The organism is Micromonospora sp. NPDC049240, assembly GCF_040647835.1.
Lineage (GTDB): Bacteria > Actinomycetota > Actinomycetes > Mycobacteriales > Micromonosporaceae > Micromonospora.
Genome location: NZ_JBEZCX010000005.1, coordinates 316,523 through 339,309, shown reverse-complemented (window position 1 = coordinate 339,309; position 22,787 = coordinate 316,523). Strand labels below are relative to the sequence as shown.

Genomic DNA, 22,787 nt, shown 5'->3' with positions numbered 1-22,787 from the left:
ATATCAGCAGATCCGAATCGGCAAACTTTTAGGCCACAAGGCCGAGGTCAGCCAACGTATAGGCCGCCCGATAAGGCAGTCCGGCGGCTCGCACCGCGTCGCCGGCGCCTCGATCAACAATAACCGCCACGCCCACGACTTCCGCGCCCGCCTCACGCAACGCCTCGATGGCGGTCAACACACTTCCGCCCGTGGTCGAGGTGTCCTCCACCGCCAACACCCGACGCCCGGACACGTCCGGCCCCTCGATCCGGCGCTGGAGGCCGTGCGCCTTGCCCGCCTTCCGGACCACGAAGGCGTCCAGCGGGCGGTCGGTGCCGGCCGAGGCGTGCAGCATCGCGACGGCCACCGGGTCGGCGCCCAGGGTCAGGCCACCGACCGCGTCGTACGCCCAGTCCGCGGTGAGGTCGCGCATCACCCGGCCGATCAGGGGAGCGGCCTGGTGATGGAGCGTGACGCGACGCAGATCGACGTACCAGTCCGCCTCACGGCCCGACGAGAGCACCACCCGACCGTGGACCACAGCCAGGTCAGTGATGAATTTACGCAGGTCGTCGTGGTCGCCCATGGCGATAGAGCGTACTTCCCGAGTCTGTACGCCGTCTGCGGGGCCCACCGCCGTCAACCCTCCGGGCGACCGACGAGTGGCGATGCCCGGCTACGCTGTGCGACCGTCCATCCCGGCCCGGCGACGGATCGACCCGATCGCCGGGTGCACCGCCCGGTCACCCACCAGCCCGGTCGACAGCTCCCCGGGTGTCGCGCGTGAAGCCGCGCAGCAGCCGTTTCGGCGCGTGCCGCAGCCCGGCCACGGCCAGCTTGTACTTCCAGTCCGGAACGCTCACCAATTTGCCTTTGCCCAGGTCACGCAGCCCTTCATCGACGACGGAGTCGGCCCGCAGCCAGGCCCAGGCGGGCAGTCGGGACATGTCGATGCCGGTTCGCTCGTGGATTCCGGTACGGGTGTAGCCGGGGCAGAGCGCCATCACGCGTACACCGAGCGGAGCCACCGACTGGCCGATCGACTCACTGAAATTGGTCACCCACGCCTTGCTGGCGGAGTATGTCGATCCCGGCATGGGCACCCCGAACCCCGCAACCGAAGAGACATTTATCACTGCCCCATGACCTCGTTCGATCATCGGGCCGAGAGCCGCGTGGGTGAGCCGGAGCACCGCCAGCACGTTGAGCCGCACCAACCGCACCTCGTCCGGGACCGCCGACCTGACGAACGGAGTGTCCAGACTGACCCCGGCATTGTTCACCAGCAGGTCCACCGGCGGGCCGGCGGTCAGCCGGCGCTCGACCACGGCCCAACCGTCGTCGGTGGACAGATCGGCCGGCACGGTCCTGACCTCGCCGCCGTGCCGGCCGGTCAGCTCGGCCGCCAGCGCGTCGAGCCGGGCGGCGTCCCGGGCCACCAGCACCAGGTCCCACCCGTCGGCGGCGAGCCGGCGGGCGAACGCCTCGCCGATCCCCAGGCTGGCGCCGGTGATGAGGGCCCGGCGACGGACGGGTGCGGCGGCGTCGGTCATGGACGATCCTCCGGAGGGGGCGGGCCGGACGGGGACGACGGGGGCGCGGACGGCGGCATCGGCGGCGCGGACGCGGGTGGCGGCTGCGGCGCGGACGCGGGTGGGTTTGAGGGCCCGGTCGGTGCGGTCAGGCCGGGTGGCGGGCCCCAGGGCGTCGGCCCGGAGGCGGGCCCGCCGGACACGGTCGCGCCGTAGCCGGTGGCCGGGCCGGACCGCGCCGGGGCCGGACGGCGCAGGAAGGCGTTCGCCGAGGGCGCCGCGAGCAGCGCGGCGACCACCACGTACCCGAGGATCTGCGCCACCAACATGGCCGCGTTCGCCGCGATCCAGAAGTTCGGGTACGCGTCGCCGACCAGCCCCAGCAGGTCGGCGGTGACCCGGTCGTCGGCACCGAGCCGCAGCGGGGCGGCCCGCTGCCCGACCAGCGTCGCGAACCCGCAGCAGCCGCAGAGCAGCCCCAGCCCGGCGACCGCCCAGGTGGCCACCCGTGCGCCGGGGCGACCGGAACGCAGCCCGAGCGCGAGCCCGACCAGCAGCAGCGCGGCCAGCACGCCGAGCACGGCGGCCAGCACGGTCGAGCCGCGCAGCAGGCCGGCGACCCGGTCGATGTCGTCCCCGCCCGCGTCGGTGCCCGCCGCGGCGGCCCGGAAGCGGTCCACCGTGCCGCCGGCGATCACCAGGTTCGTCGCCGCGTACGCCACCGCGCCGACCGCCATCAGCAGCAGCACCGCCACCGCCGCGACGACCGTGCCCGGCCGGCGGGGCGCGGCCCGATCGGGGTACGACACGACAGGTCCCTCCGGTAGGCGTCGGCTTGCAACCTACTCGGAGGGACCGTCGGCGTCGCTGATATCCGGACGTCAGTTTCCGGAGGGCGGCTCCGGGTCACGGCGCTCGCCCGGCTGACCGGTCGGCCCGGTCGGTCCGGCCGGTCCGGCCGGCGGCGTGGTCGGCGGCTGGTCGGGGGTCGACGGGTACGCCGGGTACGCCGGGTCGCCCGCCTGCCCCGGAGCCGACGGGTAACCGGGGTCGGCCGACTGGCCCGGTGCCGACGGGTACGCCGGGTAGGCGCCACCCGGCACCGGCGGCTCCCAGCCCGCCTTCGGCTTGCGGAAGAACTCGTTCGCCTTCGGCAGCGCCAGCAGGATCAGCGCGCCCAGCAGCGCGAGCAGCGCGACGACGCCGAGCAGCGTGCTGACCGGGGCGAACCAGGACGGCAGCGCGTCCTCCAGCCGGCGCTGGATCTCCTGCCCGCTGGGCAGGTCGCCGCTGGTGTTGCCGCCGCCCATGGTGCCGCCGGAGACGCCGTTGAGCAGGCTGCCACCGGTGCAGCAGAACAGGATGCCGCCCACCACCCAGGTGGTGATGCGGGAGGCGTTCTTGCCCCGGTTGTTCAGCAGCGCCAACACGACGAGACCGGCCGCCAGCAGCAGCGACAGGATCGACGTGCCGATGGTGAAGGCGTACGCGACGTCGCCGGCCGACTCGGCCGAGGTGCCGGCGTACGCGTCTTTCAGCACGTCCCGGATCTTGCCGATGACGGACAGCGTCACGATCAGGTTCAGCACCTGGATCGCGGCGACGAGAATGAGCAGCCAACTGGAAAGCGTCACCACACTGGGACGCGCGCGGGGCGAGGTGCCCGGAGCATCGACCATGATTCTCCCTCCCTGGATGAGATCACCACCGTAGCGATCCCGGGCCAGGTGAGCACGGCAGAAGGGCTCAGCGGTCGGCGGCGCGGCGCAGCCGCCGGTGCTCGGCGGTGACCACGCCGAGCAGCCTCAGGTCGAGCGCGCCTGTCGGTCAGCCCGCCGGGCAGGCCGCTGAGCACCAGGTCGAGCGCGTAGAAGTAGTCGGTGCGGGCGGTGACGAACTTGCCGACCTCGTCGATGAAGAGCCCGAACCCGAAGCCACCGACCACCGCGCCGGCGGTGCGTGGCCCGCCGCCGAGGAACACCAGCGCGATGCCCAGGCCGACGACGAGCAGCAGGCCACCCCGGAGCACGTGCGCGATGTGCAGCCCACCGCCGCCGAGCTGCGGGTAGTTGGCGGCCTGGAGGTAGGCCCGGACGGCCAGCACGGTGACCACACCGGAGAGCACGAACGCCCGGAGGTACGCGGCGGCGTCGATCGCCCGGGTCGGCAGCCGGCGGTGTGCCCGCATGCTCCGAAACCTAGTAGCCGCGCCACTCCTCGCGGGCGTACTCCAGGACCCTGGGCTGCAACAGCGTGGAGGCGGGCACGTCCACCCGGCCACGGTCGGCGGGGAACGTGGCGGCGGCGGCGAGCACCGCCGGGGTGAGGAAACGCAGCGGCGGCGCGTCGGCCGGCAGGGCCAGCTCCGGCGCTGCGTCGCCGGGCGCGGCGAGCACGAACCCCCAGTCGCCGAAGCTCGGCACGTCGACGTGGTACGGCACGGTCGCGAACCCCGCCTCCCGCACCGACCGCTCGATCGACCAGTACGACCGGGGCGCGAAGTAGGGCGAGCCGGACTGCACCACCAGCCGCCCGCCCGGGGCCAGCACCGGCCGGACCAGCGCGTAGAACTCGACCGTGTAGAGCTTCGCGGTGGCCGTCTCGTCCGGGTCGGGCAGGTCGGCGATCACCACGTCGAAGCGTTGCGTGGCGGTCCGCAGCCAGCCGAACGCGTCCAGGTTGAGCACCCGTACCCGGGGGTCGGTGAGCGAGGCGTGGTTGAGGTCGCGCAGTTGCGGCTCGCTGCGGGCCAGCGTCACCACGGCCGGGTCGAGGTCGACGAGCGTCACCGAGCGCACGTCCGGATACTTCAGGATCTCCCGCGCGGCCAGCCCGTCGCCGGCGCCGAGCACCAGCACGTCGCCGTGCGGCCCGCGCATCGCCGGGTGCACCAGTGCCTCGTGGTAGCGGTACTCGTCGACGGAGCTGAACTGGAGGTCACCGTTGAGGAAGAGCCGCAGGTCGGTGTCGGTGTGGCCGACCTCCCGCACCGAGCGGGTCAGCACGATCTCCTGGTAGCGGCTGCGTTCGGCGTGCACCACCGGGTCGCGGTAGAGCTGCTGGCGGGCGGTCACCTCGAAGTCGTGTGCGGTCACCCAGGCGTACCCGAGCAGGAGCGCGACCACGACGGAGCCGGCGCCGAGGCCGACCCGCGCCCGGCGGCCCAGCTCGTCGCGGAACACCGTGAAGACCAGCACCACCCCGGCGACGGCGTTCACCGCGCCGACCACGAGCGCGCCCTTGAGCTGGCCGAAGATCGGCATCAGCAGGAACGGGAAGGCCAGCCCGCCGAGCAGCGCGCCCACGTAGTCGGCGGCGAACAGGTCGGCCACCGCGCTGCCCGCCGACTGCTCGCGGATGCGTTGCAGCATCACCATCAACAGCGGGATCTCCGCGCCGATCAGCAGGCCGAGCACGAACGCGGTGCCGACCAGCGCCGGGCCGTAGAGGTCCAGCCAGGCGAACGCCGCGTAGAGGCCGAGCACGGAGAGGCCGCCGAGCAGCGCGAGCGTCAGCTCGATCGCGGCGAACGCGGGCGCGGCCCGGGACTGCAACGGCTTCGCGACCAGCGCGCCGACGCCCATCGCGAAGACCATCACGCCGAGCACGATCGACGCCTGCCCGACCGCGTCGCCGATCAGGTAGCTGCCGAGCGCGACCAGCGCCAGCTCGTACACCAGGCCGCAGGCCGCGCAGACGAAGACCGCGAGCAGGACCGCCGCGCGGGCCGCGCGCCACCGCGGCCGCGCGGGCACGTCGACGGTCACGCTTCCTCCCGGGTACGCCCGGCGGGTCCCGCCCCGGCGCGCTGCGCGGGCCCGGCTCCCCGGAGCTGCCGTCGTCGCTGCCGCACGCCCACGGCGATGAGCAGCGCGGCGGCCAGCAGCAGGCCGGCGGCGGTGAACAGCCAGCCCTTGCGGTCCCGCAGCAGGTCGTTGCCGGCGCTCGGCAGCGGGGCCGGCGTGCCGCTCGGCGTGGCGGTCGGCGTCGCGGCGGCGGGGGCGGGCTCGGCGAGCCCGACCTCGGCGGCGAGCAGCGGCAGCACGGTCGCCGATCGGGTGATCGCCCAGCCGGGCTCGTCGACGAAGGCGTCCTCGTCCAACCCGAAGCGGCTCAGGCCCGTCGCGATCGGGTAGAGGTCGGCGTGTTCGATGTCGGCGGAGCCGTCGACGCCGACACTCGCCGAGTCCCGCGACTCGCTGCTGGAGGACGTGTAGCGGACGACCGCGGAGACTTCGATCCAGCGCGGGCACCGCGGATCGTCCCGCACCGGCACCCGGTCACCGAGGTTGGAGCCGACGCTGATCTCGGTGCTGTAGTCGTAGAGCACCCAGCCGTAGCAGATGCCCTGACCGGTGCTCGCGGCCTGAAGGAGCGGCACGGTCGCGGTCCGCTGCTCGGTCGTCGGTGCGGGCACGTCGGTGCTCTCGCCGCCCCTGATCGCCCCGATGACGCAGGCGCCGACCGTGACCCCGATGATCACCGTCCAGATCAGCACCTGTTGGCGCTTGTTCGGCGGGGTGGTGGCCTTCCCGGTCATCAACTGATGGCGGCGGCGATGATCGCGCCGGTGGCGACGTGCACGGTGGCGGAGATCCAGACCGCCGGGTGCGGGTCCGGGTCGACCAGCAGCTCGCCGAGCTTGCCGGGGGTGGCCACGTCGAGCAGCACGAACGCCGCCGCCATGAGCACCAGACCGAGGAATCCGTACGCGGCGGCGCCGACCAGCCCGAGCGTGAAGTCGTCGTCACTGGCCACGATCGCGGCGACCACGACGGTGCCGACGCCGACCAGGTTCGAGGCGAGCAGCAGCGTGGCGTTGCGGTTGCGCTCGGCCCAGATCAGCTCGTGGAGCTTGCCGGGGGTGGCCAGGTCGACAAGCAGGTAGCCGACGGCCATCAGAACCACGCCGACCACGCCGTAGGCGAGGGTGACCAGCAGATCGGTGACGAGATGCTGCACAGTAACTCCAGGGTGAGGGGGTCGGACGGGCTACTTGCCGACGCCGGGGCCGCCGCCCCGGACGGTGCTGCCTCGGCCCCAGCCCCAGCTGTTGCCGACGACGCTGTGGTACCGGGGGTACGCGGTGGACATCCGCTCCAGCAGGATCACCGAGCCGACGGCGAGCGGGAGGATCACCACCGAGTCGTCGTCGTAGCGCAGGTACACGCCGCTGCCGTCGACGTACTGGTCGGCTGGCTGCCAGGTGTCGGTGATCTCCTTCGAGACCTGGCTCGGCGACCGGTTCGAGGTGTACGCGACGGCCTGCGAGCCGATGTCCCGCCCGGACGCCCGGGAGTAGTGGTCCTGCACGTAGCCGCGTGGTGAGAAGTTGCCGTAGAAGATCGCGAATGCGGCGACCAGGGCGCCGACCACGGCGACCGCCACGCCCACCACGAACCACCGTCGGTACGTCACAGCTCCTCCACCACCGTCTCGGTCAGGACCAGCTCGTTTGTCTGGGGGTAGGCGTGCCAGGTGCGCCAGGCGACCGGGCCGCCCGGCGGGTCGGGTCGGACGGCGAGCGCGGTGACCGCGTCCTCGTCGCCGGGAAACACCCCGACCAGGGCGAACGGGTCGCCGGCCAGTTCGGCGCGGAGCGCCGCGACCCGGGTGCGCAGGCCGTCGCCGGCCGGCCGCAGCACGGTGGCGGTGAACCGGTAGCCGGCGTTCGCGTCGTGCAGCGTGTCCGGCAGGTGCGGCCGGCGGCCGGGCAGGCAGGCGACCGTCTCGGTCAGCCCGCCGAGGACCACCTGGTGGGAGGCGCCGAGCAGGCGCAGCCGCAGTCGGGTCCCGCCGGGCAGGTCGACGTCGCGGACGGCCAGCGCCGGCAGCTCCGGGCCGCCGAGCGTCAGGCTCAGGTCGGCGGCGCGGCTGTCGACGTACGGGGTCTGAAGGGCGACGAGCACGCTCACTTCACCTGGTCCGGGCCGCCTTGCGGATAGATCATCACCTCGGCGCGGCGCAGTTCCTCGCCGAGGTTCACCTCCCAGCCGGCCTCGCCGTACGCCTCGAACGACAGCCGGGCCCCACCGGGCGCCTGGTAGTCGTAGTAGCGCATGGTGCCGCGCGGGTCGAGGCCGGTGCCCTCGGTCGCGGTGTAGCGCGCCTGGCCGGACTCGTCCCAGTTGTAGCGGCGGCCGGCGATCTCCAGCGTCGGGGCGCCCGGCGTCACCGTGGCCCCCGGCTCGCTGGTCCAGAGCACCATCTCCAGGTCCGGCTCCGCCTCGACGGAGAGCCAGCGCTTCACGCCGCCGGCGTCGTCGAGCAGGTGTTCCGCCCAGCTCCAGCCGCCCTCGACCAGGTGCACCGAGCCGCGCACGGTGTACGGCACCTGGCGGATCTCGACGATGTCGCCGGGCTTGAGCGCGCGCGGGTCGCCGCGCAGCGCATCCGCGTCCCGGTCCCGGAACGGGTCACCGGGTGCCGCCTTCGGGCGTGGCGCCGAGCGGGACCTGCGCAGCGCGATCACGGCGATCACCACGCCGGCCACCCCCAGCAGGCACCCCAGCGTGGCCACCACGTACGCCACCGAACCGTTCATGACCGCCTCCCCCCAACCTGCATTGGCGGAGACGGTAACAACCCCGCGCACCTCGGCCGAAGCGCTGTTCGCTGAGTGTGCGATCAGCTACGGTCTGCCGCCGCGAGCCGCTCGGCCGCGTACTCACGCAGCGTGGTGCGGCCCATCACGCAACCGTGGAACGTGGTGAACTCGCCGTCGTCGTCGCGCAGCCGTTCCCAGGCGTTGCGGCCGGCCGCCGGATCGACGGCTTCCAGCAGCGTCGCCGCGTACGCCTTCCCCGCCGGCGAGCCCTTCTTCAGCAGCCGCTCGACCCGCTTCCGGCCCGACTCCGGGTGCTCGCGCAGCTCCTGCTCCAGCCGCCGGTACGCGTAGGTCGGAGGCAGCACCTGCCCGGCGAACCCGACCCCGCCGAAGGCCAGCGTGTCCGCCCCGTCAAGCTCCCGCACCGCCTGATCCAGCTCCCGCTTCCCACTCATACCCCACTATGTGCCCACCCCACCCCCTCCCCACCCCTCCCCCTCCCCCCTCAGGCGTTGATCAAGGAGTTTGCGTCGGCCGAGGGCCCTTCGGGTGACGCAAACTCCTTGATCAACGAAGTGGGGGTGGGAAGTGCGGCCGGCAGGGGGTGGGTAGGGGAAAGGCCCGGCCGGGAGGCCGGGCCTTTCGGGGTGGAGCGGGTCAGGCGGCGGTTACGGTCAGGGCGTCCTTCGTGTCGGCCAGGTCGACCTGGACCGTGTCGCCGTCGCGGATCTCGCCGGCCAGGAGTGCCTTCGCCAGGCGGTCACCGATGGCCGACTGCACCAACCGGCGCAGCGGGCGCGCGCCGTAGATCGGGTCGTACCCGTGGTCGGCCAGCCAGGTCCGGGCCGCGTCGGTGACGTCCATGCCGAGCCGACGGTCCGCCAGCCGGCGCCGCAGCCGGTCGAGCTGGATGTCGACGATGGCCCGCAGGTCCTCGCCCTGGAGCGCGGCGAACACCACGATGTCGTCGAGGCGGTTGAGGAACTCCGGCTTGAAGTGCGACCGAACCACCGCGAGCACCCCCTCGCGGCGCTCCTCCTCGCTGAGCGTGAGGTCGCTGATCACCGACGACCCCAGGTTCGAGGTGAGGATCAGGATGGCGTTGCGGAAGTCCACCGTCCGGCCCTGGCCGTCGGTGAGCCGGCCGTCGTCGAGCACCTGGAGCAGGATGTCGAAGACGTCCGGGTGGGCCTTCTCCACCTCGTCCAGCAGGATCACCGAGTACGGCCGGCGGCGCACCGCCTCGGTGAGCTGCCCGCCCTCCTCGTATCCGACGTAACCGGGCGGGGCGCCGACCAGGCGGGCCACCGAGTGCTTCTCGCCGTACTCGCTCATGTCGATGCGGACCATGGCCCGCTCGTCGTCGAAGAGGAACTCGGCGAGCGCCTTGGCCAGCTCGGTCTTGCCGACGCCGGTCGGGCCGAGGAAGAGGAAGCTGCCGGTCGGGCGGTCCGGGTCGGCGACGCCGGCCCGGGCGCGGCGGACCGCGTCGGAGACCGCGCCGACCGCCTCGGCCTGGCCGACCACGCGGGCCCGCAGCGACTCCTCCATCCGGAGCAGCTTGGCGGTCTCGCCCTCCAGCAGCCGGCCGGCCGGGATGCCGGTCCAGGAGGCGACCACGGCGGCGATGTCGTCCGCGCCGACCTCCTCCTTGAGCATCGCGCCGTCGGCCTGGAGCCGGGCCAGCTCCTCCTCGGCCTGCTTCAGCTCACCCTTGAGCGTGGGGATCCGGCCGTAGCGCAGCTCGGCGGCGCGTTCCAGCTCGCCGTCGCGCTCGGCCCGCTCGGCCTCGCCGCCGAGCCGCTCCAGCTCCTCCTTGGCGGTGGAGAGCTTGGTGATGTGGCTCTTCTCGGTCTGCCAACGCTCGGAGAGCGCGGTGAGCTGCTCACGCTTGTCGGCCAGTTCCTTGCGCAGCCGCGCCAGGCGCTCGGCGGAGGCGGCGTCGGGCTCCTTGGCCAGCGCCATCTCCTCGATCTCCAGCCGGCGCACCGCCCGCTCGATCTCGTCGACCTCGACCGGGCGCGAGTCGATCTCCATGCGCAGCCGGGACGCGGACTCGTCGACCAGGTCGATCGCCTTGTCCGGCAGGAACCGATCGGTGATGTAGCGGTCGGAGAGCGCGGCGGCGGCGACCAGCGCGGCGTCGGTGATGCGTACGCCGTGGTGCACCTCGTAGCGCTCCTTGAGCCCGCGCAGGATGCCGATGGTGTCCTCGATGGTCGGCTCGCCGACCAGCACCGGCTGGAAGCGGCGCTCCAGCGCCGGGTCCTTCTCGATGTGCTCGCGGTACTCGTCGAGTGTGGTCGCGCCGACCATCCGCAGCTCGCCGCGGGCCAGCATCGGCTTGAGCATGTTGCCGGCGTCCATCGAGCCCTCGCCCTTGCCGGCGCCGACCACGGTGTGCAGCTCGTCGAGGAACGTGATGACCTGCCCGTCGGAGTTCTTGATCTCCTCCAGCACGGACTTGAGCCGCTCCTCGAACTGGCCGCGGTACTGCGCGCCGGCCACCATCGCGCCCAGGTCCAGCGAGACCAGCTTCTTGTTCCGCAGTGACTCGGGCACGTCGCCGGCGACGATGCGCTGGGCCAGGCCCTCGACGATGGCGGTCTTGCCGACGCCGGGCTCACCGATCAGCACCGGGTTGTTCTTGGTACGCCGGGACAGCACCTGGATCACGCGCCGGATCTCCGAGTCCCGGCCGATCACCGGGTCGATCTTGCCGTCGCGGGCGCTGGCGGTCAGGTCGACGCCGTACTTGGCCAGCGCCTGGTAGGTCTGCTCCGGATCGGCGGTGGTGACCCGACGGTCCCCGCCCCGGACGGTCGGGAACGCGGCGACCAGGTTCTCCTCGGTGGCGCCGGCGTTCTTCAACGCGACCGAGACCGCGCCGCCGACCCGGGCCAGCCCGGCCAGCAGGTGCTCGGTGGAGGTGTACTCGTCGCCGAGCGGCCGGGCGATCTGCTCGGCGGCGCCGATGGCGTTGACGAACTCCCGGGCCAACGTCGGCTCGGCCAGGCTGGAGCCGCGCGCGGCGGGCAGCGCGTCGACCGAGCGCTGGGCGACCCGGCGCAGCTCGGCGGCGTCGGCGCCGACGGCGCGCAGCAGGCCGGCGGCGGTCGAGCCGTCGGTGTCCAGCAGGGCGAGCAGCAGGTGCCAGGGCTCCACGGTGGCGTGACCGCGCTGGTTCGCCAGCGCGACGGCACCGGTGATGGTCTCGCGGCTCTTGGTGGTGAGGCGTTCCGTGTTCATGGGCTCCCCCGGGATCGGCGTGTCCACTGGACATGACACAACCAGAGTTGAGTCTATTCCGCTCAACTCCGGGTGTGTGACCCGGGTCACTTCCCGGTCGACCGCCACCGCCAGTCGAGTTCACCGGCGGCCGGCGGCGGCCCGGGCAACGTCGGCCCCTCAGCGGTCAGGCCGGCCAGCAGAACCGCGAGGTGGCGACGGCGCAACTGCCGGGTCCGGTCCGGATCGGGTACGCGAATCGCCGCGCACCCCTCCAGCAGCAGCCCGACGTCCTGCGTCACCACGTCCGGCCGGAGCCGCCCGGCGTCGCGCGCCCGCCCGACCAGCGCGTCGACCAGCTCGTTCGCCCGCACCGCGGCGTGACCCATCTCCTCCGTCGGGGTGAAGGTGCCGGCCAGGTGCACGGTGAGGGAGTGCACGTCGGCGTCGACCACACGCTCCAGGAAGCCGGCGAGCGCGGCCCAGTCGTCCGGATCGGCAGCGGCCTCCTCAGCCGCCGCGACGAACCGGCGCAGCCCGTCGTGGCAGAGCTTGCGCAGCAGGTCCTCCTTGCCGGCGTACCGCCGGTAGAGGGCACTGATGCCGACGCCGGCCCGCTCGGCGACGGCGGCGATGGGGGCCTTCGGATCGTCCAGGAAGACCGCGCGTGCGGCAGCCAGGATCGTCTCGTCGTTGCGCGCCGCCTGCGCGCGCCGGCCGGCCAGCGGCGGGCTGTCGATCGGGTTGGGCATGGGTCGAGGATAACAGTGGAACGGATCGTTCCGCTCTGTTACTGTGAAACGGAACGAAACATTCCGTTCTGAAGGAGCAGTCATGTCGGACGCCACTCTCCGCCCGTTCCGCGTCGAGATCCCGCAGTACGCCCTCGACGACCTCGCCGACCGCCTGCGCCGGACCATCTGGCCGGGTGAGCTGCCGGGCGTGGGCGCCGCCTACGGCATGCCGACCGAGCGGGTGCGGGCGTTGGCGACGTACTGGCTGGAGAAGTTCGACTGGCGCGCGGTCGAGGCCCGGCTCAACGCCCACCCGCAGTTCGTCACCGAGATCGAGGGAGAGGAGATCCACTTCCTGTACGTGCGGTCGTCCCGGCCGGACGCCACCCCGCTGGTGCTCACCCACGGGTGGCCCGGCTCCGTGATCGAATACCTGGACGTGATCGGCCCGCTCACCGAGCCGACCGATCCGGCCGCGCCCGCGTTCCACCTGGTGATTCCGTCCTTGCCGGGATTCGGCTTCTCCGGCCCGACCCGCAGTGCCGGCTGGAACCGTTTCCGCACCGCCCGGGCCTGGGCCGAGCTGATGGCCCGCCTCGGCCACCACCGGTACGGCGCGGTCGGCAACGACGCCGGCTCGATGGTCTCGCCCGAACTGGGCCGCCTCGACCCGGACCACGTGCTCGGCGTGCACGTCACCCAGCTTTTCTCGTTCCCGTCCGGCGACCCCGCCGAGTTCGACGGGCTGACCGAGGCCGACCAGGCCGCGTTGCAGCACCTCCAGTGGTTCTACGAGAACAAGTTCTCCTTCAACCAGGTGCAGAGCCAACAGCCGCAGACGCTCGCGTTCGCGCTGGCCGACTCGCCGGTCGGCCTGCTCGCCTGGAATGGGCAACTCCTCGACGAGAGCCTTGACCCGGACTTCGTCCTGGCCAACGTCGCGATCTACTGGCTCACCGGCACCGTCGGCTCGGCGATGCGGTTCTACTGGGAGGACGCGCACGCCACCGAGCAGCCGACCGGGCCGACCACGACGCCGACCGCGCTGGCGATGTTTCCGGGCGACTTCCAGTCGATCCGCCGGTTCGCCGACCGGGACCACGCCAACATCGTCCGCTGGCACGCCTTCGAGGCGGGGCCCGAGCAGCGCGGGAGCGTCGGCGGACACTACGCCGCACACGAGGCGACCGACGTGCTGGTCGGTGACATCCGGCAGTTCTTCGCCGGGCTCCGCTGAGCGGGCCCGAGGCTCGGGTGCGAGCTGATCGCCCATCACCAGGTCTCCGCAGGGGGCAGCATGTGCCCGGCAGAGGTAGCCTCACCGGCGTGCGAGTACGTGTCGAACAGACCGCCTTACCGGGAATCGGCGTACGTCATGACCTGATGACGGAATCCGGCCGCCGGCTCGGCGTGGTCTCCCATCGCAATGGCCGCCGCGACCTGGTCCTCTACGACCCGGACGATCCCGACTCCTGTCAGCACGACATACCGCTGACCGACGACGAGGCGGAGGCGCTGGCCGACATCCTCGGCGCGTCGCTGATGCTGGGTCAGCTCTCCGGGCTGCGCGAGCAGGCCGCCGGGCTGCTGACCGAGCAGATCGTGATCCCGGCCGGCTCGAAGTACGTCGGTCGGCGGCTCGGCGACACGAAGGCCCGCACCCGGACCAGCGCGTCCATCGTGGCCGTGCTGCGCCAGGGCGAGGTGAACGTCTCGCCCGACCCCACCTTCCGGTTCGAATCCGGCGACGTGGTCGTCGTGGTCGGCACCCGACAGGGGCTCGACGGCGTCACCTCCATCCTCGCCGAGACCGACCCGGACGGCTGACGCGTATGCACGAAACCCAAATCCTGCTCGTCGAGGTCGGCGCGCTGCTGCTCCTGCTCGGCCTGCTCGGCCGGCTCAGCCGTCGCGTCGGCGTCTCGCCCATCCCGCTCTACCTGCTCGCCGGCCTCGCCTTCGGGCATGGCGGCCTGCTGCCGCTCAACGCCAGCGAGGAGTTCTTCGCCGTCGGCGCGGAGATCGGCGTGATCCTGCTGCTGGTCATGCTCGGGCTGGAGTACAGCGCGAACGAACTGGTCGGCAACCTCCGCTCTGCCGCGCCCGCCGGGCTCATCGACGCGGTGTTCAACGCGCTGCCCGGCTTCGCGTTCGCGCTGCTGCTCGGCTGGGGCTGGGTCGCCGCCGTGGTGCTCGCCGGCGTCACCTGGGTGTCGTCCTCGGGTGTGATCGCCAAGGTGCTCGGCGACCTGGGCCGGGTCGGTAACCGGGAGACCCCGGTGATCCTCTCCGTCCTGGTGATCGAGGACCTGGCGATGGCGCTCTACCTGCCGCTGGTCACCGCGCTGCTCGCCGGGGTCGGCCTGATGAAGGGCGGCATCGCGCTCGCCATCGCGGTGTTCACCGTGGTCGTCGTGCTGGCCGTGGCGATCCGGTACGGGCACCTGATCTCCACCGCGCTCTCCGCCAAGGATCCGGAGGCGCTGCTGCTCGGCGTGCTCGGCCTGACCCTGCTGGTCGCCGGTATCGCGGCCAAGCTCCAGGTCTCCGCCGCGGTCGGCGCGTTCCTGGTCGGCATCGCGCTGTCCGGGCCGGTCGCGCACCACGCCACGGAACTTCTGTCGCCGCTGCGGGACCTCTTCGCCGCGGTCTTCTTCGTGTTCTTCGGGCTGGTCACCAACCCGCTGGACATGCCGCCGGTGCTGCTGCCCGCGCTGCTGCTGGCCGTGGTGACCATGGCGACGAAGGTGGCCACCGGCTACCTGGCCGCCCGTCGGGCCGGGATCGCCGAGCCCGGACGCTGGCGGGCCGGCCTGGCGCTCACCCCGCGCGGTGAGTTCTCCATCGTCATCGCCGGGCTGGCCGTGTCGGCCGTCTACCCGGTGGAGCCGAAGCTGGCCGCGCTCGCCACCGCGTACGTGCTGATCACGGTGGTGACCGGCCCGCTGCTCGCCCGACTGCCGGACACCACCTGGTTCAAGCAGTGGCTGCGCCGACGCGCCGCCGCCACCCGACCGGTCACGGTGCCGGTGGGCGACTGACCCGTGGCCGGGCCTGATCGGCTGCTCAGCCGGTCCGGCCCGGCCAACGGTTGTCAAATTGATTCTGGGAAGGTCTACCACTGCTCCACCGAAGCGCGTTAACGTGTCGCCCCAGCAGTCTGGGTCCGCGGGTGGCCGGAGCCCCCGTCAGCGTCAGCGGAAGGTCGGCCGGTGAACGTGCGGGAAGAGACGTTCCACGGCTTCGCCAACCCGGTCGACCCGTCGCCCGCCGAGCTGCGGGCTTGGGCGTACCAACCGGACTCGGTGCCGCTGGCCTCCATGCCACCGGACTGGGACCTGCTGGTCGCCGGTGACCACCTGGTGCAGACGCTGTTCGACCTGGCCATGGACCGGTCCTGCCCGGCCCGCCGGTTCGCGCTGCACTGCCTCTACATCTACGCCGCCGACGGCATCCGGACGAACTTCCGCGCGCACCCGAAACGCCGCTTCCGCAAGCTGGTCGAACAGGCCGAACGGACCGGCGACGACCTGATGCGCAACTGGGCGCACAACAGCCGGGTGCTGCTCGCCCGCCCGGATCTCTTCGTCTACCGCGACTGGTGCGAGGGCGGCCTGGTGCGCGAGAACCGCCGCCTCTGACCCCCGCCGATCTTGGAGTTGTGGCGCCAAGGTTTGCGGTGTGTGCGCCTTTTGCGAGGTGCCATAACTCCAAGATCGGCGCGGGCGGCGGGTGGCGGGCGGCGGGTGGCGGGCGGCGGGCGAACGGGCCGGGACCCCCCGTGGGTCCCGGCCCGCACGTCGGTGGACCGTCAGGTCGATCCGCCCTGCTTCCTGCGCCGCTCGTCGTCCCTGGCGCGGTCCACACCGTGGTCGGTCTGGTCGGCGAAGCGCCCTTCCTTGACCTTGTCGCTGAAGCGGCCCTCGGTGACCCGGTCGAACCGCTCCTTGACGTTCTCGGCCACCTTCTCGAGGCGTTCCTCCGCGCGTTCCGCCACTTTCTTCGCCGGTTCCGCCATGGCTCCCCCCGCCAGCCCGGATTCCGTTTCGGGGCTTTCATCCCTGATCGGAAGCCTAGTGGAATCCACTCCGCCGCACTCCCACTTCCGCAACCTCCGGCCGGCACCGGTGGAACGCCATGGATCCCTCCGCGGCCGGGGACACCCATGGCGTTCCACCCACTTGCTCTGCAGCCATGGGGGCAACGGGAGCGACGACGGAAGGCCGGCAACGGCCCCGGGAACAGCGGGGACGTGCCGGCCCTCGGACGAGCGCGAGCAGCAGGTGTCAGCGATCGGGGGTACGGCGGGGACGCCAGACCACGAGCGCGGTGGAGGTGCGGTTAGTGGGCACCAGGTCGCCGCGGGGGAAGCCACCCAGCGACTCCAGCTCGGCGATCCGCCGGTACGCGGCGTCCAGCTCCGCCTCCAGCCGGGCCACCCGCTGCTGCGCCTCCTCCAGCAGCCGCTCCAGCCCGATGATCCGCTTGACCCCGGCCAGGTTGATCCCGTCGTCCTGGCTGAGCCGCTGCACCTCGCGGAGCAGCACCACGTCCCGGACGCTGTACCGGCGACCGCCGCCGGCCGCCCGACCGGGCTGCACCAGTCCCAGCCGGTCGTACTGGCGCAGCGTCTGGGGGTGCATGCCCGCCATCCGCGCCGCCACCGAGATCATCAGAATCTTGGCTTCGTAGGCCGGGTCACCCGAGCCGACGTACTCCTCCGACATGCCCGTTCACCTCCGCTGCCGCCGTCAACCGAATCGACGTACCCGCGCGTCGAGATGTTCCCGCGCGGCGGGCGGAGTCTGTGCCGCGAAGGTCTCCAGCGCCGCCCGCGCCTCGTCCGACACCTTCGCCGGGACCACCACGTCGAGCGTGACCAGCAGGTCACCGGCGCGCCCGTCGTTGCGTACGACGCCCTTGCCCCGGGCCCGCAGCACCCGCCCGGCGGGGGTACCCGGTGGCACCCGCAACGTCACCGTGCCGTCCAGGGTCGGCACCCGCAGGTCGGTGCCGAGCACCGCCTCGGCGTACGTGATCGGGACGTTCAGGGTCAGATCGTCCCCGGTGCGTCCGAACAGCTCGTCCGGGCGCACCTTCACGTGCACGAACAGATCGCCCGCCGGGCCGCCCCGGTCGCCGGGTTCGCCGCGACCGGCCAGTCGGATCCGCTGGCCGTCGGCCACCCCGGCCGGGAAACGCACGGTCAGCGTGCGGGTCTTGGTGACCCCGCCGCTGCCGTGGCACTCCGGGCACTTCTCCTCGACGATCGTGCCGACACCCTGGCAGTTGCGGCACGGCTCGGAGAAGCTGAACGACCCCTGGTTGCGGGTGGTCACGCCGGCGCCGTGGCAGACCGGGCAGGCCAGCGGCGTGGTGCCCGGCTTCGCGCCGTTGCCGTGGCAGGTGTCGCAGACCCCTGGTGCGCGCAGCGTCAGCGGCAGCGTGACGCCGCGGACCGCGTCGGAGAAGTCCAGCGCCACCTCGGCCTCGACGTCCCGGCCCCGGGCCGGACCGCGCGGGCGTGCCCCGCCGCCGGCGCCGCCACCGGAGAAGATCGTGCTGAACAGGTCGGTGAAGCCGCCGCCACCGAACCGGGCGTCGCCACCACCGCCGGCACCGCCGCCGCCGAACAGGTCGGAGACGTCGAACGGCGCGCCCCCGGACTGGCCCGCGCCGCGGGCGCCGCGCCGGAACGCGCCCGAGCCGAAGAGCGACCGCATCTCGTCGTACTCGCGACGCTTCTTCTCGTCGCCGAGCACCGCGTACGCCTCGGAGACGGTCTTGAACCGCTCCTCGGCCCCGGCATCACCGGGGTTGTGGTCCGGATGCGACTCCCGGGCCAGCTTCCGGTACGACTTCTTGATCTCGTCCGAGGAGGCGGACTTGTCCACGCCCAACGCGGCGTAGTAGTCCTTCTCGATCCAGTCCTTGGAACTCACCGGTCCACCCCCTTCCACGGGTCGAATCCCGGTCGTCCCGCCCGCCCGGTGCGGGCGGGCGGGACGTCACGGGTCGGCACTACTCCGGGTCCGCGACCGCGACCAGGGCCGGCCGCAGCAGGCGCTCGCCGAGTTGGTAGCCCCGGCGCATGACCTGCACGCAGGTCGGCTCCGTCACGTCGGCGGAGGTCTGGTGCGCCACCGCCTCGTGCCGGGTCGGGTCGAACGGGTCGCCCTGCTCACCGAACGCGGTCAGGCCGAACTTGCCCAGCGCGGCGGTGAGCTGGTCGGCCACACTGCCGAACGGACCCACCAGGTCGCCGTGCTCGCGGGCCCGGTCCAGGTCGTCGAGGATCGGCAGGAGCGCGGTGAGCACCCCGCCGGTCGCCTGCTCCTGGACCAGGTTGCGGTCGCGGTCGACCCGCTTGCGGTAGTTGGCGTACTCCGCCGACACCCGCTGGAGGTCGCGGGTGCGCTCCTCCAGGTCGGAGCGGAGCGACTCCAGCTCGGCGCCGAGCGGCGCCTTGCCGGTCTCGTCGCTCGGCTCGGCCGGCGCGTCGACCACGGGGGGCCCGGCGACGTCGGCGTCGCCGCCGATCTCGTCGACCACGACCTCGGCCTCCTCGACCAGCCCTTCGGCGGGCGCGTCGGCGGCGGCGTCGGCGGCGGACGGGTCGTTCGCCGGCTCCTCGGTCACCTTGCCGAGCTTGCGCTTGTCGCGGATGACGACCCGCGGCTCGTCGCCGGCGTCCTTGCCGGCGCCCGCGGAGCCACCCGGCGCCGACCCGGTGGAACCCGGGTCGGCCGCTCGTGGCGTGTCCGTCATGCGGTCACCTCATCCCTCTGCGGTGCGGATCGTGCCGGGGACCGACTGTCACTTCTTGTCCTCGTCCACGATCTCCGCGTCGACCACGTCGTCGGCGCCGCCGGCCTGCGGACCGCCGGTCGCACCCGCGCCGGCACCCGGCCCGGCCGCACCCGCACCGGGAGCGCCCGGCTCACCCTCCTGCTGCTGCGCGTAGAGCAGCGAGCCGGCCTGCTGGGAGACCTGGGCCAGCTTCTCGTGCGCGGCCTTGATCTTCTCGATGTCCTGCCCGCCGAGGGCGCTGCGCAGCTCGCCGAGCGCCTCGTTGAGCTGGTCCCGGTTCTCGGCCGGCAGCTTGTCGCCGCTCTCGGCGAGGAACTTCTCGGTCTGCCACTGGAGCGCCTCGGCGACGTTGCGGGTCTCCGCCTCCTCGCGGCGGCGCTTGTCCTCGTCCGCGTGCTCCTCGGCGTCCCGGCGCATGCGCTCGATGTCGTCCTTCGGCAGCGAGGAGCCGCCGGTGATCGTCATCTTCTGTTCCTTGCCGGTGCCCAGGTCCTTGGCGTGCACGTTGACGATGCCGTTGGCGTCGATGTCGAACGTGACCTCGATCTGCGGCACGCCGCGCGGCGCCGGCGGGAGGCCGGTCAGCTCGAACGTGCCGAGCTTCTTGTTGTAGGCCGCGATCTCCCGCTCGCCCTGGAACACCTGGATCAGCACCGACGGCTGGTTGTCGTCGGCCGTGGTGAAGACCTCGGAGCGCTTGGTCGGGATGGTGGTGTTGCGCTCGATGAGCTTGGTGAAGATGCCGCCCTTGGTCTCGATGCCGAGGCTCAGCGGCGTCACGTCGAGCAGCAGGACGTCCTTGACCTCGCCCTTGAGCACGCCGGCCTGGAGCGCGGCGCCGACGGCGACGACCTCGTCCGGGTTGACGCCCTTGTTCGGGTCGCGGCCGGTGAGCTGCTTGACCAGGTCGGTGACGGCCGGCATCCGGGTCGAGCCGCCGACCAGGATGACGTGGTCGACGTCGGAGACCTTGATCCCGGCGTCCTTGACGGCCTGCTCGAACGGGCCCTTGCAGCGGTCCAGCAGGTCCTGCGTCATGCGCTGGAACTCGGCGCGGCTCAGCGTCACGTCGAGGTGCAGCGGGCCGGCCGAGCCGGCGGTGATGTACGGCAGGTTGATGTTGCTGGTGGTGGCCGCGGACAGCTCGATCTTGGCCTTCTCGGCCGCCTCCTTGAGCCGCTGCATGGCCATCTTGTCCTGCGAGAGGTCGATGCCGTGCTCGCCGCGGAACGTCTTCACCAGGTGGTCGATGATCCGCTGGTCCCAGTCGTCGCCGCCGAGCTGGTTGTCACCGCTCGTCGACTTCACCTCGACGACGCCCTCGGCCAGCTCCAGCAGGGACACGTCGAACGTGCCGCCACCGAGGTCGAAGACCAGGACGGTCTGCTCCTTGGAGCCCTTGTCCAGGCCGTACGCCAGGGCGGCCGCGGTCGGCTCGTTCACGATCCGCAGCACGTTGAAGCCGGCGATCTCACCGGCCTCCTTGGTGGCCTGGCGCTGCCCGTCGTTGAAGTAGGCCGGGACGGTGATCACCGCGTCGGCGATCTGCTCGCCCAGGTACGCCTCGGCGTCCCGCTTGAGCTTCATCAGCGTCCGCGCGGAGATCTCCTGCGGGGTGTACTTCTTGCCGTCGATGTCGACGGTCCAGTTGGTGCCGATCTCCCGCTTGACCGAGCGGATGGTCCGGTCGGGGTTGGTCACCGCCTGGCGCTTGGCGACCTCACCGACGAGCACCTCGCCGTTGCGGGCGAACGCGACGATCGAGGGAGTCGTACGCGAGCCCTCAGCGTTGGCGATGACGGTGGGCTCACCGCCCTCGAGAACGCTGACGCAGGAGTTCGTCGTGCCGAGGTCGATGCCGACCGCACGTGCCATGTTCGCTTCCTCGCTTCATAACGGGTGAGCAGGTCGGTTGGCCTGCCCGGCGGGGTCGCCCGGAAGGCAGCCGCGCCACAAGTTGAGTGAACTTGACTCAATAGTGCCACGCGATCGGCAAACCGCAAGTCGAGGTTGAGTCGACTCGACGCAACCTGACCGTTATTACCGTCCGGTTGTCTTACCTTGCGTCGGTCGGGCACGCTTTAGCGGTGACGACGCATGGCGATTCCGCCACCCGTGCCGGCGCGCCCGCCGTCGCAGCCCGCACCGGAGCCCCCACCGGGGACGACCAGCCCGCCGAAGCCACGGCGGGCCTGTCCGCCGCGCTCACCGAGCTGCGGGCCGCGATCGACGCGGCTCGCTTCCCGCTCGCCCTGCCCTCGGCCGAGCCGGCCCGGCACGCCGCCCGGAGCCTCACCGACCAGCTCGACGACTACCTGCTGCCGAGGTTGGCCCGACTCGACGCCCCGCTGCTCGTGGTGGTCGGCGGCTCGACCGGCGCCGGCAAGTCGACGCTCGTCAACAGCCTGGTCCAGGCACGGGTCAGCGCGGCCGGGGTGCTCCGGCCCACCACCCGTTCCCCGGTGCTGGTCTGCAATCCGGCCGACGCCGCCTGGTTCCGCCAGGGCGAGCTGCTGCCCGGCCTGACCCGCACCACCGAGCCGAGCGAGCACCCGGGCACCCTCCAACTGGTCACCGCCCCGGCGCTGCCGGCCGGGCTGGCCTTCCTCGACGCCCCCGACATCGACTCGGTGGTGGACGCCAACCGGGCGCTCGCCGGGCAACTGCTCGCCGCCGCCGACCTGTGGTTGTTCGTCACCACCGCCGCGCGCTACGCCGACGCCGTGCCCTGGGAGCTGCTGCGCAGCGCCCGGGCCCGGGGCACCGCCGTCGCCATGGTGCTCGACCGGGTCCCGCCCGAGGCCGCCGACGAGATCGCCGCCCACCTGTCCCAGATGCTCGCCTCGCAGGATCTGGGCGCCGCGCCGTTGTTCGTGCTGCCGGAGACCTGGGTGGACGGGCAGGGCCTGCTGCCGGACCGGATGACCGCGCCACTGAGCGGCTGGTTCGCCCGGCTCGCCGGCGACGCGGAGGCCCGCTCGGCGGTGGTCCGGCAGACGCTCGACGGCGCGCTGGCCGCCCTGCATCCGGTGGTCGAGGGGTTGGCCGACGCCGCCGACGAGCAGGTGACCGCCGCCGAGGCGCTCGACGAACGGGTCCGGGCCGCCTACCGGGGCGCCGAGCGCACCGTCGACCAGGGTCTCCGGGACGGCCGGCTGCTCCGGGGCGAGGTGCTGGCCCGCTGGCAGGAGTTCGTCGGCACCGGCGAGTTCTTCCGCAGCCTGGAGGCGCGGATCGGCCGGCTGCGGGACCGGATGGTCGCGGCGGTCACCGGTCGGCCCGCCCCGGCGGCGGAGCTGCGGACCGCGATCGAGTCCCAACTGGTCACGCTGCTGCGCGGGGTGGCCGCCGAGGCGGCCGAGAACGCGTACACCGGTTGGAAGGCGCACCCGGCCGGCGCGGCGCTGCTCGAACCGGAGCTGGCGTACGCGTCGGCCGACCTGCCGGCACGCGGCGAGCAACTGGTCCGCGACTGGCAGCGCGCGGTGCTGGAACTGGTCCGCGTCGAGGGCGGCGACCGGCGGTTCGTGGCCCGCACGGCGGCGTACGCGGTCAACGCCACCGGCCTGGCCGTCATGATCGGCGTCTTCGCCTCCACCGCGTTCATCCCGACCGGCCTGGAGGTCGCCGCCGGCACCGGCACCGCGGTCGCCGGGCAGACCGTGCTCCAGGCCATCTTCGGCGACCAGGCGGTGCGTAACCTGTCCCGCAAGGCGCGGGTGGACCTGCTCGACCGGGTCGGCGCGCTGCTCACCGAGGAGGCCGCCCGCTTCCTGGCCCGCACCGAGGCCGCCCGCCCGGCCACCGACGCCGGTGAGGCGTTGCGCCAGGCGGCGGTGACGGTCGAGCGGGCCCGGCACCGCAGCGGCCTCACCACCGCCGACGGCGCCCCGTCGCCCACCCACACCGACCAGGACGGACGCCACCACCCGTGAGCGCGAGGAGCGAGCCGGG

Annotated in this window: 23 protein-coding genes and 1 pseudogene; 5 read left to right on the top strand and 19 right to left on the bottom strand. The window is 72.6% G+C overall.

Annotated elements, in window-relative coordinates; translation table 11 throughout:
• Positions 1–28: 28 nt before the first annotated feature.
• From pyrE to AB0B02_RS10440, 14 genes and pseudogenes are all read right to left on the bottom strand, one after another.
• Positions 29–568 carry an orotate phosphoribosyltransferase gene (gene pyrE / locus AB0B02_RS10505; RefSeq protein WP_107162644.1) on the bottom strand — a complete coding sequence of 180 codons (540 nt, stop codon included), beginning with the start codon at positions 566–568 and terminating at the stop codon, positions 29–31.
• A 157-nt stretch (positions 569–725) separates the two neighbouring features.
• Positions 726–1,535, bottom strand: a complete 810-nt coding sequence (locus AB0B02_RS10500; RefSeq protein ID WP_281933628.1) for an SDR family NAD(P)-dependent oxidoreductase — start codon at positions 1,533–1,535, stop codon at positions 726–728.
• Positions 1,532–2,323, bottom strand: coding sequence for a hypothetical protein (locus AB0B02_RS10495; RefSeq protein ID WP_357299027.1), 792 nt, complete (start codon positions 2,321–2,323; stop codon positions 1,532–1,534). The genes AB0B02_RS10500 and AB0B02_RS10495 overlap by 4 nt, the downstream gene beginning before the upstream one ends.
• Before the next feature lie 72 nt (positions 2,324–2,395).
• A complete protein-coding gene (locus tag AB0B02_RS10490; RefSeq protein ID WP_357299024.1) occupies positions 2,396–3,193 on the bottom strand; it encodes a hypothetical protein in 798 nt (265 codons plus the stop codon).
• A 137-nt stretch (positions 3,194–3,330) separates the two neighbouring features.
• Positions 3,331–3,684: pseudogene (locus AB0B02_RS10485) on the bottom strand (hypothetical protein); the annotation flags it as partial.
• 28 nt (positions 3,685–3,712) lie between these two features.
• Entirely contained in the window at positions 3,713–5,281 is a 1,569-nt protein-coding gene (locus AB0B02_RS10480) for a polyamine aminopropyltransferase (RefSeq protein WP_281933632.1), read from the bottom strand.
• Positions 5,278–6,054, bottom strand: coding sequence for a hypothetical protein (locus AB0B02_RS10475; protein ID WP_357299021.1), 777 nt, complete (start codon positions 6,052–6,054; stop codon positions 5,278–5,280). Before AB0B02_RS10475 ends, AB0B02_RS10480 begins: the two co-directional genes overlap by 4 nt.
• The gene (locus AB0B02_RS10470; protein ID WP_357299018.1) at positions 6,054–6,476 is read right to left on the bottom strand and encodes a DUF350 domain-containing protein; all 423 of its coding nucleotides are present in this window, start codon (positions 6,474–6,476) and stop codon (positions 6,054–6,056) included. The genes AB0B02_RS10475 and AB0B02_RS10470 overlap by 1 nt, the downstream gene beginning before the upstream one ends.
• Before the next feature lie 30 nt (positions 6,477–6,506).
• The gene (locus AB0B02_RS10465) at positions 6,507–6,932 is read right to left on the bottom strand and encodes a DUF4247 domain-containing protein (RefSeq protein ID WP_357299015.1); all 426 of its coding nucleotides are present in this window, start codon (positions 6,930–6,932) and stop codon (positions 6,507–6,509) included.
• Positions 6,929–7,423 (bottom strand): DUF2617 family protein, encoded by a 495-nt coding sequence (locus AB0B02_RS10460; RefSeq protein ID WP_281933640.1) that lies wholly within the window; start codon positions 7,421–7,423, stop codon positions 6,929–6,931. Before AB0B02_RS10460 ends, AB0B02_RS10465 begins: the two co-directional genes overlap by 4 nt.
• 2 nt (positions 7,424–7,425) lie before the next feature.
• The gene (locus AB0B02_RS10455; protein WP_281933641.1) at positions 7,426–8,058 is read right to left on the bottom strand and encodes a DUF4178 domain-containing protein; all 633 of its coding nucleotides are present in this window, start codon (positions 8,056–8,058) and stop codon (positions 7,426–7,428) included.
• Between the two features lie 83 nt (positions 8,059–8,141).
• Positions 8,142–8,516, bottom strand: a complete 375-nt coding sequence (locus tag AB0B02_RS10450) for a hypothetical protein (protein WP_281933643.1) — start codon at positions 8,514–8,516, stop codon at positions 8,142–8,144.
• A gap of 202 nt (positions 8,517–8,718) precedes the next feature.
• Entirely contained in the window at positions 8,719–11,310 is a 2,592-nt protein-coding gene (gene clpB, locus AB0B02_RS10445) for an ATP-dependent chaperone ClpB (protein ID WP_357299009.1), read from the bottom strand.
• Positions 11,311–11,396: 86 nt separating this feature from the next.
• Entirely contained in the window at positions 11,397–12,041 is a 645-nt protein-coding gene (locus AB0B02_RS10440; RefSeq protein WP_281933647.1) for a TetR/AcrR family transcriptional regulator, read from the bottom strand.
• 82 nt (positions 12,042–12,123) lie between these two features.
• Here AB0B02_RS10440 and AB0B02_RS10435 point away from each other — a divergent pair, with 82 nt between their 5' ends.
• The 4 genes from AB0B02_RS10435 (at position 12,124) to AB0B02_RS10420 (ending at position 15,664) form a co-directional block, all read left to right on the top strand.
• The gene (locus tag AB0B02_RS10435) at positions 12,124–13,260 is read left to right on the top strand and encodes an epoxide hydrolase (RefSeq protein ID WP_281933648.1); all 1,137 of its coding nucleotides are present in this window, start codon (positions 12,124–12,126) and stop codon (positions 13,258–13,260) included.
• An 89-nt stretch (positions 13,261–13,349) separates the two neighbouring features.
• A complete protein-coding gene (locus tag AB0B02_RS10430) occupies positions 13,350–13,850 on the top strand; it encodes a cation:proton antiporter regulatory subunit (RefSeq protein ID WP_107158231.1) in 501 nt (166 codons plus the stop codon).
• Between the two features lie 5 nt (positions 13,851–13,855).
• The gene (locus AB0B02_RS10425; RefSeq protein ID WP_281933652.1) at positions 13,856–15,064 is read left to right on the top strand and encodes a cation:proton antiporter; all 1,209 of its coding nucleotides are present in this window, start codon (positions 13,856–13,858) and stop codon (positions 15,062–15,064) included.
• A gap of 171 nt (positions 15,065–15,235) precedes the next feature.
• The gene (locus tag AB0B02_RS10420; protein WP_107158229.1) at positions 15,236–15,664 is read left to right on the top strand and encodes a hypothetical protein; all 429 of its coding nucleotides are present in this window, start codon (positions 15,236–15,238) and stop codon (positions 15,662–15,664) included.
• A gap of 170 nt (positions 15,665–15,834) precedes the next feature.
• Here the strand turns inward: AB0B02_RS10420 and AB0B02_RS10415 are convergent, their stop codons facing one another.
• The 5 genes from AB0B02_RS10415 to dnaK all read right to left on the bottom strand — a co-directional run bounded on the left by AB0B02_RS10415 (position 15,835) and on the right by dnaK (position 20,708).
• The gene (locus AB0B02_RS10415; protein WP_281933655.1) at positions 15,835–16,041 is read right to left on the bottom strand and encodes a hypothetical protein; all 207 of its coding nucleotides are present in this window, start codon (positions 16,039–16,041) and stop codon (positions 15,835–15,837) included.
• Between the two features lie 268 nt (positions 16,042–16,309).
• On the bottom strand, positions 16,310–16,750 hold the full coding sequence (locus AB0B02_RS10410) for a helix-turn-helix transcriptional regulator (protein WP_107158228.1): 441 nt from the start codon (positions 16,748–16,750) through the stop codon (positions 16,310–16,312).
• Between the two features lie 24 nt (positions 16,751–16,774).
• A complete protein-coding gene (dnaJ, locus tag AB0B02_RS10405) occupies positions 16,775–17,965 on the bottom strand; it encodes a molecular chaperone DnaJ (protein WP_281933657.1) in 1,191 nt (396 codons plus the stop codon).
• 79 nt (positions 17,966–18,044) lie between these two features.
• Positions 18,045–18,791, bottom strand: coding sequence for a nucleotide exchange factor GrpE (gene grpE, locus AB0B02_RS10400; RefSeq protein ID WP_281933660.1), 747 nt, complete (start codon positions 18,789–18,791; stop codon positions 18,045–18,047).
• Between the two features lie 48 nt (positions 18,792–18,839).
• The gene (gene dnaK / locus AB0B02_RS10395) at positions 18,840–20,708 is read right to left on the bottom strand and encodes a molecular chaperone DnaK (protein WP_107158225.1); all 1,869 of its coding nucleotides are present in this window, start codon (positions 20,706–20,708) and stop codon (positions 18,840–18,842) included.
• 212 nt (positions 20,709–20,920) lie between these two features.
• Here dnaK and AB0B02_RS10390 point away from each other — a divergent pair, with 212 nt between their 5' ends.
• Positions 20,921–22,768, top strand: coding sequence for a GTPase domain-containing protein (locus tag AB0B02_RS10390; RefSeq protein ID WP_357298997.1), 1,848 nt, complete (start codon positions 20,921–20,923; stop codon positions 22,766–22,768).
• The last annotated feature ends 19 nt before the right edge of the window (positions 22,769–22,787 follow it).